The sequence below is a fragment of the Terrimesophilobacter mesophilus genome, assembly GCF_014200375.1.
GTDB classification, from domain to species: Bacteria; Actinomycetota; Actinomycetes; order Actinomycetales; family Microbacteriaceae; genus Terrimesophilobacter; species Terrimesophilobacter mesophilus.
The window spans coordinates 2,192,252-2,206,417 of the sequence record NZ_JACHBP010000001.1; the positions used below are offsets into that span (position 1 = coordinate 2,192,252).

15 protein-coding genes and 1 tRNA gene are annotated in these 14,166 nt (G+C 65.0%); 12 read left to right on the forward strand and 4 right to left on the reverse strand.

All coding sequences use genetic code 11. The features are described 5' to 3' along the window. The first annotated feature begins 11 nt into the window (after positions 1-11). Positions 12-1,250 (forward strand): Nramp family divalent metal transporter, encoded by a 1,239-nt coding sequence (locus BKA04_RS10810; protein ID WP_104096425.1) that lies wholly within the window; start codon positions 12-14, stop codon positions 1,248-1,250. Then, a complete protein-coding gene (locus tag BKA04_RS10815) occupies positions 1,247-1,918 on the forward strand; it encodes a metal-dependent transcriptional regulator (RefSeq protein WP_104096426.1) in 672 nt (223 codons plus the stop codon). The genes BKA04_RS10810 and BKA04_RS10815 overlap by 4 nt, the downstream gene beginning before the upstream one ends. Before the next feature lie 22 nt (positions 1,919-1,940). On the opposite strand, the gene BKA04_RS10820 is transcribed toward BKA04_RS10815, so the two are convergent. Beyond that, entirely contained in the window at positions 1,941-2,681 is a 741-nt protein-coding gene (locus BKA04_RS10820; protein ID WP_104096427.1) for a DedA family protein, read from the reverse strand. Between the two features lie 71 nt (positions 2,682-2,752). Further along, positions 2,753-2,837, reverse strand: a tRNA-Leu gene (locus BKA04_RS10825). A gap of 81 nt (positions 2,838-2,918) precedes the next feature. Here BKA04_RS10825 and BKA04_RS10830 point away from each other — a divergent pair. The 10 genes from BKA04_RS10830 to BKA04_RS10875 all read left to right on the forward strand — a co-directional run bounded on the left by BKA04_RS10830 (position 2,919) and on the right by BKA04_RS10875 (position 10,496). Next, positions 2,919-4,151 (forward strand): CpaF family protein, encoded by a 1,233-nt coding sequence (locus tag BKA04_RS10830; RefSeq protein ID WP_174719828.1) that lies wholly within the window; start codon positions 2,919-2,921, stop codon positions 4,149-4,151. Next, complete coding sequence (locus BKA04_RS10835; protein WP_104096428.1) at positions 4,148-5,008, forward strand: type II secretion system F family protein; 861 nt, start codon at positions 4,148-4,150, stop codon at positions 5,006-5,008. The genes BKA04_RS10830 and BKA04_RS10835 overlap by 4 nt, the downstream gene beginning before the upstream one ends. Next, positions 5,005-5,940, forward strand: coding sequence for a type II secretion system F family protein (locus BKA04_RS10840; RefSeq protein WP_104096760.1), 936 nt, complete (start codon positions 5,005-5,007; stop codon positions 5,938-5,940). The genes BKA04_RS10835 and BKA04_RS10840 overlap by 4 nt, the downstream gene beginning before the upstream one ends. 64 nt (positions 5,941-6,004) lie before the next feature. Beyond that, entirely contained in the window at positions 6,005-6,352 is a 348-nt protein-coding gene (locus BKA04_RS10845) for a PadR family transcriptional regulator (RefSeq protein ID WP_104096429.1), read from the forward strand. Positions 6,353-6,354: 2 nt separating this feature from the next. Continuing rightward, the gene (locus BKA04_RS10850) at positions 6,355-7,737 is read left to right on the forward strand and encodes a permease prefix domain 1-containing protein (RefSeq protein WP_104096430.1); all 1,383 of its coding nucleotides are present in this window, start codon (positions 6,355-6,357) and stop codon (positions 7,735-7,737) included. A gap of 112 nt (positions 7,738-7,849) precedes the next feature. Then, positions 7,850-8,947 carry a pullulanase X25 domain-containing protein gene (locus BKA04_RS10855; RefSeq protein ID WP_104096431.1) on the forward strand — a complete coding sequence of 366 codons (1,098 nt, stop codon included), beginning with the start codon at positions 7,850-7,852 and terminating at the stop codon, positions 8,945-8,947. A 104-nt stretch (positions 8,948-9,051) separates the two neighbouring features. Further along, entirely contained in the window at positions 9,052-9,222 is a 171-nt protein-coding gene (locus BKA04_RS10860; RefSeq protein WP_167309733.1) for a hypothetical protein, read from the forward strand. 2 nt (positions 9,223-9,224) lie between these two features. After that, positions 9,225-9,644: a TadE/TadG family type IV pilus assembly protein gene (locus BKA04_RS10865; protein WP_325052436.1), complete on the forward strand. Its 420-nt coding sequence runs from the start codon at positions 9,225-9,227 to the stop codon at positions 9,642-9,644. After that, the gene (locus tag BKA04_RS10870; protein WP_104096432.1) at positions 9,616-10,068 is read left to right on the forward strand and encodes a hypothetical protein; all 453 of its coding nucleotides are present in this window, start codon (positions 9,616-9,618) and stop codon (positions 10,066-10,068) included. The genes BKA04_RS10865 and BKA04_RS10870 overlap by 29 nt, the downstream gene beginning before the upstream one ends. Continuing rightward, positions 10,065-10,496 carry a pilus assembly protein TadG-related protein gene (locus BKA04_RS10875; RefSeq protein WP_104096433.1) on the forward strand — a complete coding sequence of 144 codons (432 nt, stop codon included), beginning with the start codon at positions 10,065-10,067 and terminating at the stop codon, positions 10,494-10,496. Before BKA04_RS10870 ends, BKA04_RS10875 begins: the two co-directional genes overlap by 4 nt. A gap of 22 nt (positions 10,497-10,518) precedes the next feature. Here BKA04_RS10875 and BKA04_RS10880 read toward each other — a convergent pair whose 3' ends face one another. Together BKA04_RS10880 and BKA04_RS10885 are read right to left on the reverse strand one after the other, a co-directional pair. After that, a complete protein-coding gene (locus tag BKA04_RS10880) occupies positions 10,519-12,180 on the reverse strand; it encodes a cell wall-binding repeat-containing protein (RefSeq protein WP_104096434.1) in 1,662 nt (553 codons plus the stop codon). Positions 12,181-12,352: 172 nt separating this feature from the next. Continuing rightward, entirely contained in the window at positions 12,353-14,077 is a 1,725-nt protein-coding gene (locus BKA04_RS10885) for a cell wall-binding repeat-containing protein (protein ID WP_104096435.1), read from the reverse strand. Positions 14,078-14,166 lie beyond the last annotated feature (89 nt).

Below are 14,166 nucleotides of genomic sequence, written 5' to 3' on the forward strand. Positions count from 1 at the left end.
AACATTTCGGTATGCCGAAATCTCGTGCGAGCATCATCCGAAATCGTTCCTGGATGATGCTCGGTCCCGCTTTCGTCGCGGCAGTCGCTTACGTAGACCCCGGCAACGTCGCGGCGAACATCACGGGCGGCGCCCGATACGGCTATCTGCTCGTCTGGGTGCTCGTTGCGGCGAATCTCATGGCGGCCATGGTCCAGTACCAGTCCGCGAAGCTGGGCATCGTCACCGGGCGCACCATGCCGGAGTTGCTCGGTGAGCGGATGCGGACCGGCCCTCGGCGCGCGTTCTGGGCGCAGGCCGAGCTCGTCGCCGTCGCCACCGACCTCGCGGAGGTCATCGGTGGTGCGATCGCACTCAATCTTCTGTTCGGCATCCCGTTGTTCCTCGGGGGGATCATCGTCGGCGTCGTCTCGATGGTGCTTCTGGCCCTGCAGACGCGATTCGGGCAGCGGCCTTTCGAGTCGGTCGTCTTCGGCCTGCTGACCGTCATCGCGATCGGATTCCTCGCCGGGCTGTTCGTCAACCCTCCGGATGGCGCCTCGGCCCTCGACGGGCTCGTGCCTCGCTTCGCAGGAACGGACTCGGTGCTGCTCGCCGCGAGCATGCTCGGGGCGACCGTCATGCCGCATGCGATCTACGTGCACTCCGCACTCGCCAGGGACCGGCACGGCCGGGCGAACGACGCCACGCGGGCCGTGCTGCTCCGTTCGACGAAGTGGGATGTCGTCATCGCCCTGGGCCTCGCCGGCATCGTCAACGTCGGGATGCTCCTGCTCGCAGCGGTCAACCTCAGGGGCATCGAGGGTACCGACACGATCGACGGAGCTCACACCGCCATCCAGAACACGCTCGGCCCCGGAATCGCGCTCGTCTTTGCGATCGGATTGCTCGCATCCGGCCTCGCCTCGACGTCGGTGGGCAGTTACGCGGGAGCGACCATCATGCAGGGGCTCCTGCATCGTCGGATTCCGCTCTTCACGCGCCGCGTCATCACGCTCGTTCCCGCGGTCGTCATCCTCGCTCTCGGTGCAGACCCCACCTGGGCGCTCGTGCTGAGCCAGGTGTTCCTGAGCTTCGGGATCCCGTTCGCGCTCGTGCCGCTCGTGAGGCTCACGAACGACACGACTCTCATGGGCGGTGCGGCCAACCGCCCGTTCGTGCGCTGGGTTCTCGCTACGATCGTCGTGTTGGTCATCGCCTTGAACGTCGCGCTCATCGCGTTGACGGTGACGACGGGGGGTGACGCGTGAGCGGCAGGCAGGGCGCCGCGACCTCCGTCGTGGAGGACTACGTCAAGGTCATCTATTCGCACACCGAGTGGCAGACGGATCCCATCACCCGCTCGGAGCTCGCGGTCCGGCTCGGCCTCGCGGCATCCACCGTCACCGAGATGGTGAAGAAGCTCGCGGCACTGGGTCTGGCCGATCACGTCCCCTACGGAGCCGTCACGCTCACGGAGGAGGGGCGAGCGCTGGCGCTTCGGATGCTGCGCCGGCACCGTCTCATCGAAACCTGGCTCGTCGAGTCGTTCGGTTATCGCTGGGACGAGGTCCACGACGACGCCGAGGTGCTCGAGCACGCCGTGAGCGACCGCCTCCTGGAGGCGATCAGTGAGAGCCTCGGCGACCCGGTTCGGGATCCGCACGGGGATCCCATTCCGGCTCCTGATGGCACGGTGGTGCGGCCGGTCGGCATTCTGCTCGAGCGCGCGCCGATTCCGTTCATCGGAGCCGTCGTGCGGATCAGTGATCGGGATCCGGCGCTGCTGCAGTTTCTGGATGGCAGGGGTATCAGACTCGACATCGTGGTCGAGGTCGTGGAGCGTCGGCCCTTCGGCGGCGCACTCGTCGTGCGCGTAGCGGGCGTCAAGTCCGATCTCGGAGCAGAGGCCGCATCGTCAATCTGGCTGTCGGCCTGACCTTATCGGACCGATTTCGCCGTCACGGGCGCGGAGGGTCGTTCGCGGGGTCGTTGTCGAAGTAGGCGGAATCGATGGCGACCTCATCGGCGCTCATCGGCTGAACGCCGTCTCGCAGTGCCTTGCGGGCCTTCCTGGTCGACTGGATGTAGTGGTAGATCGTGGGCAGTACGGTCAGCACGACGGCGGCGATCAGGATGACGTCGATGTAGTTGCGCACGAAGTCGGCGACAGGGGGGATGTATCCCACGAGGTAGCCGGCGAACGTCAGGCCGATGCCCCAGACGACCGCTCCGACCAGGTTGTAGAGCGAGTACCGACGGTAGTTCATGTGCCCGACGCCCGCTGCGACAGGGGCGAACGTGCGCACGATGGGGACGAACCTGGCCAGGATGATCGCGAGTGCGCCGAACCGTTCGAAGAACGCGTTCGTCCTCTCCACGTTCTTTCGACTGAAGACGCCGCTCTCCTTCTTCTCGAAGATCGCCGGTCCGAACTTGTGCCCGATGAGATAGCCGACTTCTCCTCCGAGGAATGCGGCGACGCCGATCGCGAGCGCCGCCCACCAGACATCCACGCCGATGCCGGGGTGGAACGCGAGAAGTCCGGTGATGATGAGGAGTGTGTCACCCGGCAGGAGGAAGCCGACGAGGAGGCCCGTCTCCGCGAAGATGATCAGGCATACGCCAACGAGTGCGTAGGGGCCGAATCCGTGGATGAGCGCTTCGGGATCAAGCCAGGGAATGAGGGCGGAAGGAACCAAGCGGGGTCTCTCCAGTCAGTGTCGTGAGCGCGAGTGCGCTCCCGTAAGGTTACCCGTCGCAACCTGCGCGATGGTGCGGAAGGCGGGACTTGAACCCGCACGCTCGAAAGCACAGGAACCTAAATCCTGCGTGTCTGCCAATTCCACCACTCCCGCGAGCGACACCCAGTGTACTTTGAGCCGACGTTCTGTGGATAACTTCGGCGCACGGTCTCGCCAGTGCATCATGATGCGTTCGTGAACGCCGAAATCTCGCTCATCGCGGACCGGGTGCGCGAGCGCGTCCGGCGGGATGGAGTGGATCTCGGTCGCGACCTCGGACTCGCCGAGACGTATGTCCGCGAAGAGATCACACGTTACAGCGAACGCGCGCTCGGTGGTTCGATGCCACTCATCCGGGACGAGGTCCAGGCCGCGAAGGATGTCGTTGCATCGATCACCGGATTCGGGGCATTGCAATCGTTCTTCGACGACGACGCGATCGAGGAGATCTGGATCAACGGTCCGGATCGTGTCTTCGTCGCACGCGACGGGGTGCCGGAGCTCACGTCGGTGACACTGGCACCCAGCGATGTGCGCGACCTCGTGGAACGGATGCTGCAGTCCACCGGTCGCCGGGTCGACCTGTCGAGCCCGTTCGTCGACGCTTCACTGCCGGATGGCTCACGGCTGCACGTCGTCATTCCGGATGTCACCCAGAAGCACTGGGCGGTCAACGTCCGCAAGTTCGCCCGTCGTATCAAGGAGCTCTCGCAGCTCGTGGACCTCGACTCGCTCAGTCGGCCGGCATCCGAATTCCTCAGGATGTGCGTGCTCGCGGGGCAGAACATCCTGGTGTCCGGTGCGACGCAGAGCGGCAAGACGACACTCATGGGAGCGCTGCTGAGCGCCGCGCGCCCCGGGGAGCGCATCGTCACCGTCGAGGAGACCTTCGAGTTGAGTTTCACCGCACGGGACTCCGTGAGGATGCAGTGCCGCCAGCCGAGCCTCGAAGGCACCGGTGAGATCTCCCTGCGGCGCCTCATCAAGGAGGCGCTCAGAATGCGCCCGGACTGCATCGTCGTCGGGGAGGTGCGCGAGGCGGAATCCCTCGACCTGCTCATCGCCCTCAACAGCGGATTGCCCGGCATGTGCAGCATCCACGCCAACGGTGCGAGGGATGCGCTCGTGAAGCTCTCGACCCTCCCGCTGCTCGCCGGTCGCAACATCGACTCGGCGTTCGTCGTCCCGACGGTCGCCTCCAGCATCGACATCGTCGTGCACTGCGAGCTCGACCGCCGCGGTCGGCGGCGAATCGCGGAGGTGATCGCGCCGACCGGAAGGGTCATCGACGCGTCGATCGAGGCGGAGACGATATTCGAGCTGCGGGGTGGGTCCCTGGACCCGACGGGGATCCATCCCGCGAGGTCGTCCAAGTTCCGCGCCGCGGGGTACGACCCGGCGGCCATCCTCGGGGTCGCGGCATCGTGATCGTCTTTCTCGGTTTCGTGCTGGGGCTCGGGCTGCTTCTTACGGTGTCGCCCTTCCTGTGGCCCGCCGCTTCCCGGTCACGGTCGACCGCGTCGCCGTTCCGACGGCTGCGCGAACAGCTGGGTCACGCCGGGCTCCGCTCGGTCCCGTTACCGGTGTTCGTCGCCGTGTCGATCATCATCGGGTGTGCGGTCGGCGCACTGGCGTTCGTCGCGGTTCCGGTCCTCCCGCTCGCTGCTGCGGCCGGCGCAGGGGCATCCATCTTCCCGACCGCGCTCACCGGATGGCGGGCGAGGAGCCGGCGAAGGACGAACCGCGCCGGCTGGCCGGATGTCGTGGACCACATCGTGTCGGCGACCCGCTCCGGAATCTCGCTCCCGGATGGCGTTGCGGCGCTGGCGCATACCGGTCCCCTGTCCACGAGGGATGCGTTCGCGATGTTCGAGTCGGATTACGCGGCATCCGGTAATTTCGCTCGCAGCCTCGACCTTCTCAAGGATGAGCTCGCCGATCCGATCGCCGATCGGATCCTGGAGACGCTGCGGATGTCCAGGGAGGTCGGTGGAAGCGAACTCCCGTCCGTGCTGCGTGCGCTCGCCGCGCACCTGCGAGTCGAGGGGGCCATCCGCGGGGAGGTCGAAGCGCGGCAGTCCTGGGTGATGAACGCCGCGCGACTGGGCGCTGTCGCACCGTGGGTGGTCCTCGGACTCCTGTCCACGCGTCCAGAGGCCGCTGAGGCATACAACTCGCCCGCAGGGGTGGTCGTCATTCTCGGCGGACTCCTCGCCACCGTCGTGGCGTACCGGGCCATGATCGCGCTCGCACGCCTTCCGGAGGAACAACGGTGGTTCCGATGACCGTGCTCGCCCTGTCAATCGTCTGTGGACTTGGGCTGGGGCTCGGGCTCTGGACGCTCGCGAGCCTCGCTCCCCGCTTATCGCGGCCAAAACTCGTGCATCGCGTCGCGCCGTACCTGGTGGACGTTTCGGAGGGTGCACGAACGTTCCTGCGCCGACGCGACTCCAATCCGATTCCGGTGTTCGGAACCCTCTTGGGCCCGCTGCTGGGTCGCCTCCGCGGCATGGTGACGGCTGTCCTCGGTGGAAGTGCGCTCCTGGAGCGGCGGCTGCGGCAGTCCGGGTCATCGCTCACGGTGGATGCGTTCCGCTCTCAGCAACTCGTCTGGGCGATCGTGGGAACCGTTCTCGGGATCGTCGCGTCGCTCGTCTTCTCGCGGACCTCCGCGCTTCCGATCCTCGGCCAGGTGCTGCTCGTCGTCGTCGGAGCCGCTGCGGGATTCCTCGGTCGGGAGCAGCACCTCCAGCGGTCGGCACGAAAGCGGCTGTCGCGGATGTCCGCGGAGTTGCCCGTGGTTCTCGAGTTCCTCACGCTCAGCCTGTCTGCCGGAGAGGGCGTCCTGGACTCGTTCCGCCGGATCTCGGCCGTGAGCACCGGCGAACTGGCCGGCGAAATCGGGGGAGTCGTCGCGGCGGCGAACAGCGGTTCTGCGCTGGCCGACAGCCTGCACAGGCTCGGGGACGACATCCGGATGCCGGCTCTCACAAGGTGCATCGACCAGATCGTCGGTGCACTGGAACGCGGTACGCCGCTCACCGGGGTCCTTCGCGCGCAGGCGCAGGATGCGAGGGAGCAGTCGAAGCGCGACCTGCTGGAACTCGCCGGCAAGAAGGAGGTCGCGATGATGATCCCTCTCGTGTTCCTGATTCTGCCCGTGACGATTCTGTTCGCGGTGTTCCCGGGGATCTTCGTGCTTCAGGTGGGGTTCTAAATGCATAGCTAGAAGATCTATGTACCTTGCAGCGTCAGGTATAAAGTGGTTCGTGGGAGCCGCCATGAACATCGACAAAGACCTCGTCGCCGCGATGGCGACCCCGCTCGTCCTCGCCATCCTCGCCGAGGGAGAGAGCTACGGATACGCCATCCTGAAGCGCGTGCGCGAGCTCTCCGGCGGCGACATCGAGTGGGCGGACGGCATGCTCTACCCGCTGCTTCACCGCCTGGAGCGTCTCGGTTGGGTCAGCGCGGAGTGGGGGAGTTCCCCCCAGGGCAGGCGCCGACGGATCTACCGGATCACCGATGCCGGCGTCCAGCAGCTGGCCGACCAGCGGCGACAATGGGTCGCAGCGAATCGGACCCTCGGCGGACTCTGGGGCCCCGCGCTTCCGACGCAGGGGGTCTGATCGTGGATTCGCCGGAGAAGCCCTGCGCAGACGACGTGAGCGCAGAGACCCGAAGCGCAGAGACCCGAATCGCCGAGTGGCGAGCGGCCGTCCTGCACGGTCCGGCAGTCGTCGATGGAGATGCCGACGAGCTTGAGGGCCACCTTCGCGAGCAGATCGCTGACCTTCAGTCCGCGGGCCTGAGCGGCGAAGAAGCCTTCCTCATCGCCGTGCGGCGCCTCGGTCAGGTCAACGCGCTGACAGCGGAGTTCGCGCGAGAACACGGCGATCGGCTGTGGAAGCAACTCGCGATGCCCGTCCGCGAGAAAGGCGAACGGACCGGACTGCTCGTCATGCTGGCCTTCGCGGTGCTGGCCGGAGCACTCAGTCTCGCCGCGCACCTCATCGCCGAGGCGACCGACGGAGTCTTCTCCTGGTATCTCCGCGATGCAAGTCTGTTCATCCTGCCGGTGCTCGCCGCCTATTTTGCCTTCGCGCGGCGGATGCCATGGCGCAGAGTCGTCCCGCTCGGGGTCGTTGCGGCGCTCGTGGCCGTCGTGGTGAACCTCTACCCGTTCGCACCCTCCGGGGCAACCTCGAGCCTGGTCGCGCTCCATCTGCCCGTCGTGCTCTGGTTCATCGTGGGATGCGCCTATGTGAGCGGTCAGTTCCGATCGTCTGCACGCAGGATGGACTTCCTTCGGTTCAGCGGTGAGTGGGCGATCTACTACACGCTCATCGCGCTGGGCGGGGCGGTCCTCCTGGGGCTCACGACACTCATTCTGAGTCCTATCCTTCCCGAGGTGACCGATGTCGTCATGACCAGGATCCTCCCGGTCGGCGTTGCCGGGGCGGTCATCGTCGCCGCGTGGCTCGTCGAGGCGAAGAGTGGCATCATCGAGAACCTCGCACCGGTGCTCACGGCGATCTTCACTCCGCTGTTCGCCATCATGATCGTCATCGTGGTGGCCGTCTACACGATCTCGGGTGCCTGGCTGAACTTCGATCGGGACCTTCTGTTTGGATTCGACGCACTCCTCCTGGTCGTCGTCGCACTCGTCGTGTATGGCATCTCCGCCCGCACTGCCGGTGCTCGGCCGGGAGCGATGGATGCCGTACGCCTGTGTGCTGCGGCGGCGGCAGTCATCCTGGATGCCCTCGTCGTGTACTCCATGTTCGCGCGCGTGGGCGACCTGGGATTGACGGCCAACCGGGTGGCGGCGCTCGGCCTCAACCTCATCCTGCTCGTAAACCTCGTCGGGACGGCCTGGTTGCTGGTTCGCCAGGTGTCGTCACGCTCGCCTGTCACGCGTCTGGAACGGTGGCAGACCGGGTACCTCCCGGTGGTTGCCATCTGGGTCACGCTCGTTGTGCTCGTATTGCCGCCGATCTTCGGATTCGCCTGAGTCGGGAGGCGCTCCGAGCCAGGGTTCTCATCAGAATTGAATGCTGGTGCGGGAGCGCGCTGGATGGGAGAATTTCTGCAGATTACGTGCCGCTTCGTTCTGAGGAGAAATCGTGGGCAGTCGCACGCACATTCGCCCCCGTGTCACCCTCGCCGTACTCGCCCTCGCAGCGCCGCTCCTCGCCCTCGCGGTCGCGAGTCCGGCAACGGCAGCCCCCGCGAACGTCTCGGTGCCCGGCGATTTCAATTCCGAGATCGGATGCGGCTCGGACTGGGACCCGAGTTGCGCTCAGGCACAGTTGACCGGTACCTCCGCTGACGAATTGTGGACCATGACAGTGTCTATACCAGCGGGCACCTGGAGTTACAACATCTACTACGACAGCACTTACGGCCCAACCGCAGGTCAGCGCACTTTCACCCTTGCGGCGACCACGGCCGTGACGTTCTACTACAACGCATTTTTCGACCGGTTCGGCAGTTCGGCGGAGGACGTCATCGTGACAGCCTTCGGCGACTTCCAAAGTGAAATCGGCTGCACCAGCGATTGGGACTCCAGCTGCGCGCGATCTGCCCTTTTCCTCGACTCGACTGGGGCATATTCACTCGTTGAGTCCTCACTCCCGGCGGGCTCCTATCAAACGAAGGTCTGGCATGACTTTGGTGCAGGCGCTGTCTATGGCGATGGCGGCGACAGCCCGGGAAGCAACATCTTCTTCAGTGTGTTGGCGGATCAGACAGTCATCTTCAAGTATGACCTCCCCACTCATGTTCTGACCGTAACTGCGGAGTCGCCGGAGATCGTTTTTGCATCGCCGACAGTTGCGGCGGGCGGCACCTTGACGGCCACCGTAAGTGGTTTCGTCCCGGGAGAGATAGTGGAGGCGAATCTTGACGGAACTCCGATCTTTACCGGCGCCGTCGACGAGTTTGGTCACGCCTCGTTCTCGGCGACAATCGCTCCGGGATCGCCCGCGGGCGCTGCTACCGTAACCGCGACGGGTGCGATGAGCGATCGAGTCGCGACCCAGGGACTGATGATAACGGCCGTCGCAGCGCTTGCCGAAACGGGGGTGGATTTTGTGCCCCTGGGTTTGCCTGGCGCACTTTTGCTTGCCGCCGGCGCAGTCGCAATGTTCGCACGGCGACGTTACGCACGGACCGGGTCGGGACGGTCGCTGAACAATGTCCCCGCGAACGGAGCCAAATGACCACTTGACAGGATCAAGGCCGCGATGTGACCGCGCCCGCGGCGGTTCCGACGGGCTGTGGAGAACTTCCGACGCTCGGTTGCCTCTTCCTTGATACTGGCCGAATGACGAGCTTTCGACTCTCGCGACACTGGGACGACGACCGCGGCGACGTGCCGGGCTGGGTGCTCATCACTCTCATGACCGCCGGGCTCGTGATCATCATCTGGGCGGTGGCCGGTCCGGCACTGAGCGACGTGTTCCAGCAGGCGATCGATCGCGTCACCGGATTCTGAGCATGATGCGTGCGGCAGGCATCCGCCGTATCGGTCGGTTCGCTCAGGACGAGTCCGGTTCCGCCGTCGCAGAGTTCGTCATGGTCGGTGCGCTGCTGACCGTGCTCACACTCTCCGTCATCCAGCTGGGCCTCGCCCTTCTCATCCGCAACACGGTGCTGGATGCGGCAGCCGAGGGCGCGCGCTTCGCTGCCCTCGCGGACAACGGCCTGGCCGATGGCATCGAGCGCACGAAGAACCTCATCACCGTAGCCCTCGGACCCGGCTACGCACGGCACGTGGCGGCGGAGTACGGAACATACCTGGGGCATCCGGCCGCCATCGTGACCGTCGAAGCGCCGCTGCCGCTCATCGGTCTCATCGGCATCGATCGCGCGTTGGAGGTGGCGGGGCATGCTGCCGTGGAGACGCTGGAGCGCTGAGCGAGGCTCGGCCTCGCTCGAGTTCATCACGATCGGACTCATCCTGCTCGTGCCCCTCGCCTATCTCGTGCTCGCAATGGCGGCGATCCAGGGCGCGGCCTTCGCTGTGGAGGGCGCAGCCAGGCAGGCGGTACGGGTGTTCGTGCAGGCCGACAGCGAATCACAGGCTGCGGCGCGGGCCGAGCGCGCCATCCGGTTCGCCCTTGCCGACGCAGGGCTCTCCGACCTGGAGCCGCGGGTGAGCGTGAGCTGCTCGCCGAATCCTCACGCCTGCCTTACCCGGCTCGGAACCGTCTCGGTAGCGGTCGCTGTGACGGTTCCCCTCCCGCTCACACCGCCGGAGCTCGACCTTGCCGTTCCGGTGGGCGTTCCTCTCCAGGCCACATCGACCGAGCAGATTTCGCGGTTCTGGGGTGCGGGATGAAGCACAACGAACGGGGCTCGATCCTCCCGCTGACCATCTTCTTCGGGTTCCTCTGCACGGTCCTTATCCTTCTCGTCGTTGCGGCGACATCGCTCTATCTGGAACGCAAACGACTCTTCACGCTCGCGGACGGTGCGGCTCTCGTGGGCGCAGAGGCATTCGAACTCGACGACGTCACACTGACGCCGGACGGTCCGCGCGCCACGCTCGATTCTGCGGACGTCTCGGATGCCGCGGCGGAGTACCTCGCCCTGGCCCCCACCTCCGGCATCGAATCGCTCGTCCTGGAGCGCGCAGAATCCGTGGACGGGCGCAGCGCGACCGTCGAACTGTCCGCCTACTGGCGGCCGCCGCTCATCACGGTGCTCGTGCCGGAGGGGATTCGCATCGAGGTCACCGCCGTGGCGCGGAGCGTCTTCTCCCGCTGAAGGGCCAACTGCCGCGGGGAGCCTAGGTCGTACAGGAGGTGAGTGACCCGACGGCCGCGCTGAGCACGCCCGTGCCGCCGAGCAACACGACGCTGGTCGCTCCGTACTGGTCGATGGCGTCGAGTACGTTCTGTGGAACGCAGTTCCCCGGCACCAGGTAGAGCGGTGCGCCCTGGCTTCCTGCGAGAGCCGCGCCGGAGAGCGCATCGGCGAATCCGGTTCCGACCGCCAGGTACACGGTGTCGGCGTACGAGATGAACGCCGCGTTGATCGCGAGGGAAGTCGCGTAGCGATTGGCACCGAAGTATCGGTTGACTGTCATGCCGGGCAGTGCGGCAGCGGTCGTGGCTATTCCATCGCTCAGGACAGCGGATCCTCCAGCGAGGGCGACGTGCGTGGTATTGAAAGCGCTCAGCGTCGTACCCAGCCCCATAGGGATCGATGAACTGCCGCCGTTGACGAGTACAACGGGGCCGCTCAGGTAGCTGGCCGCGGACGCGGAGGCGAGTGCGTCCGGATAATTGCGGCCATCCGCGAGGAAGACGGTGGGAGCGTCATAGCCATCCCAGAAGGATTCGAACACGGCTTTTGAGGTCGCATATCGATCGACCCCGGAGATCCGGTGGACGTGGCCGGGGGCAAGGACGTTCAGCTCATTGAACACTGCGTCGGAGACGACACCCGTGCCACCGATCACGGCAATGTCCTGCGGGTGCAGTCGAACGACCTGCGCCTTCACGGCGGCGGGGAGGGAGTTCTGCTGTGTGAGGAGGAGGGGAGCGTTGTAGAACGCTGCGGCCGGTGCGGCGCTCAGCGCATCCGGAAAACCGAGCCCGTTCGCCACAAAGACGACTGATGCGCTGTCGTATTTTGCCGCAATGAGCGCGCTTGTCTCGAATCGGTCGGCTCCGCCGATTCGAGTGACTGGCGGGTTCAGGCTGAGTTGGGTATCCACGTGGGTTGTGACGTTTCCCGCGGTCACCGTCACGAGCTCCGCATCCTCAATGTGGGCGATGTTGTTGTAATACTCGGGGACGTAGTACGGGGGTCCTTCCACGTCCATGAAGAGGACCTTGTACGAACCCGGAAGCAGGTTGTCGATATTCCAGGCGCCGAGGGCGAATGAACTGTTCGCGACACTTTGCCAGGTATCGGACACCGGGTTGAGCGCGAGGATGTTGATGACGACCGCGTGCGTGGAATCGGCGGATGAGACGGTCCCGCTGATCCCGCCACTGTGCGGGAGGGCGACAGACACGTCCACGTTTGACGTGCTCGTGAGGCTGATGGGCGACGCGAGCGCGAAGAATGGCGTCGAGTTGTAATACTCCGTCGCATATCCGGCAACGGGGCTGCCTGAGTTGACAGTGAGCGTGTAATCGCCGTCGGAGGGAATCGTGGTGAAGTGGTAGTAGCCGCTTCCGTCGGTCACCTCGCTCGTACCAGCGTGTGTTGTCTTGTTGAGGATGAACATGACGACGTTCGCGATTCCAACGTGTGAGACCGCGTCGGTGACCTGGCCGTGAAGAGCATCCACGAAGGCATGGGCCGGCGCGCTGCCGATCAGCGCACCAGTGACGGCAAGAAGCGGAATAGCGATGCCGGCGACCATCCGCTTGAACACTGCACGTGGCGTGCGGACGCGCCCGGACTGCGATGATTCGGATGCCTGCGATGTGTTCATGATTCGCCCTCTGGATGAAGTTGTGCACGCACTGCAAAACGAAAGCGGCTAAACGTAGCAGTTCTGCCGCGGTCCGCGATAGTGAAAATCGCATCGAATTTTGCTACCGAACTGCACAGCATCCACAGAGGAAGAATCGGGTTATACCGAAGCTGACGATGTGGCCATCCGTTCAACTCGCGCAGGGGGTGAGTGCTTCGACTGCGAGGCTGAGGACTCCGGTTCCGCCGAGGAGTACGACGCGGAGCGGGTCGAGGGTATTGATGTCGTCCAGAACCTGTTGCGGCACGCACGTGCCAGGAGTGAGGTAGAGGGCTCCGCCCTGGTTACCGGCGAGTGCGGCACCGGAGAGAGCGTCGGCGTACCCGGTGCCGACCGCGAGGAAGACCGTGTCGACATCGGGTGCACCCACATCGACGAAAATGGCACGGTTGACGCTGATCGAGGTCGCGTAGCGGTTCGCACCCCAGTAGCGATGAACGTCGATGCCGGGCAGTGCGTCGGCGCTCGACGCGATGCCGGCGCTGACGACCGCGGTGCCGCCGGCGATTCGGATGTGTTGGGTGTCGAACTTGTCGATGAGAGATGCAAGCTCCGGTGTCACGGAACCACTTCCGCCGTTGACCAGGGCGACCGGACCGCCGAGCTTGCCCGCGGCGGATGCTGAGGCGAGCGCATCCGGGAAGTTCCGCCCATCTGCCAGGAACACATCGGGCACGTCGACGTCGATCCATCCCCCCTCGAAGGCTGGCCCGCCCCACACTTCGTCAAAGACGGTGCTTGACGTCGCATAACGGTCGGCACCCCACAGTCGTTGGGTGACAGCCGCGAGAGGAACCAGCTCATTGAAGACTGCCGCGGAGATGACCCCGGTGCCGCCGACGACGTAGATCGTGGAAGGGTTGAGGCGCACGATCTCCGCCTTCACCTCGGCCGGCAGTGAGTTCTGCCTGGTGAGCAGCAAAGGCCCCCCTTTGTACACGGCGGCGGGCGCCGCGCTCAGCGCATCCGGGTAGCCGAGACCGTTGGCGACGAAGACGACATCGGCACTGGAGTACTCCTGCGCGATGCGAGCGCTCGTCTGGAACCGGTCGCTCCCGGCCAGGCGCTCGACGATTGGTGGACCATTGGGAGTGAGCATAGCGTCGATCCCTACCGCACCAGCGGTCGCCGTGACTACCACCAGTTCAGCATCCTCGAGTTCCCGCTTGTTGTTGTAGAACTCTGCGTGGTAGAGATCAGTCCCGGAATACTGCACAAAGTAAACCTTGTACGCACCCGGTCCCACGCCGCCGAAGGTATACGGTCCAGGGCCATCGAGGAGCCTGCTCTCCACCGGCTTCCAGGTCGAGTCGGTCGGGTCCAGTAGGAACAGACGAAGGTAGAACTTGTCGGTTGTGGTCGGTGTCGGAGAGAGGGTCAGTTCCCCTTTGATGCTGTGACCCAACAGGAGCTCGAACGAGAAGGCCACATTTGACGCGGGAAGGGAGGAGATGAAGATGGGGGTCGAGTTCGAGGCGATCGGAGTCCAGGACGGGTTGTAGTATCCGGAGACATATTTGCCCGTTGGGTCATCGGCAAGGACGTAGTACGAACCGGGGTCCGGGCCGTAGCCCAGATCGAGGAATGAGTAGTAACCGGACGCGTCGGTGGTCGCATGCTCATAAACGCCGGAGCTGTAGTTGACAAGAACGATTTCTACGCCCTGGACTGGCTCGTGGGTGTCGGCGCCGGTCACGACACCGTGCAACGAGTTCTCGGCGGCATGCGCTGTTCCCGCTGTAACGACAACTCCGGAGAGCGCTGTAGCGGCGACGGCGATCGCGGCGAGCGCCCGGCGAAGTCGACTTCGGCTGCGCTGAACCCGGGTCTCGGATGCTGCGGTGCTGCTCATCATTGCGTCTCCCTGGTGGGAACGTGCCTTTGTGGGGCGTGAAGGCTGCGCAAAGATTAGCAGCGTGCGCCGCCGTGGCGATAGGGGAAAGC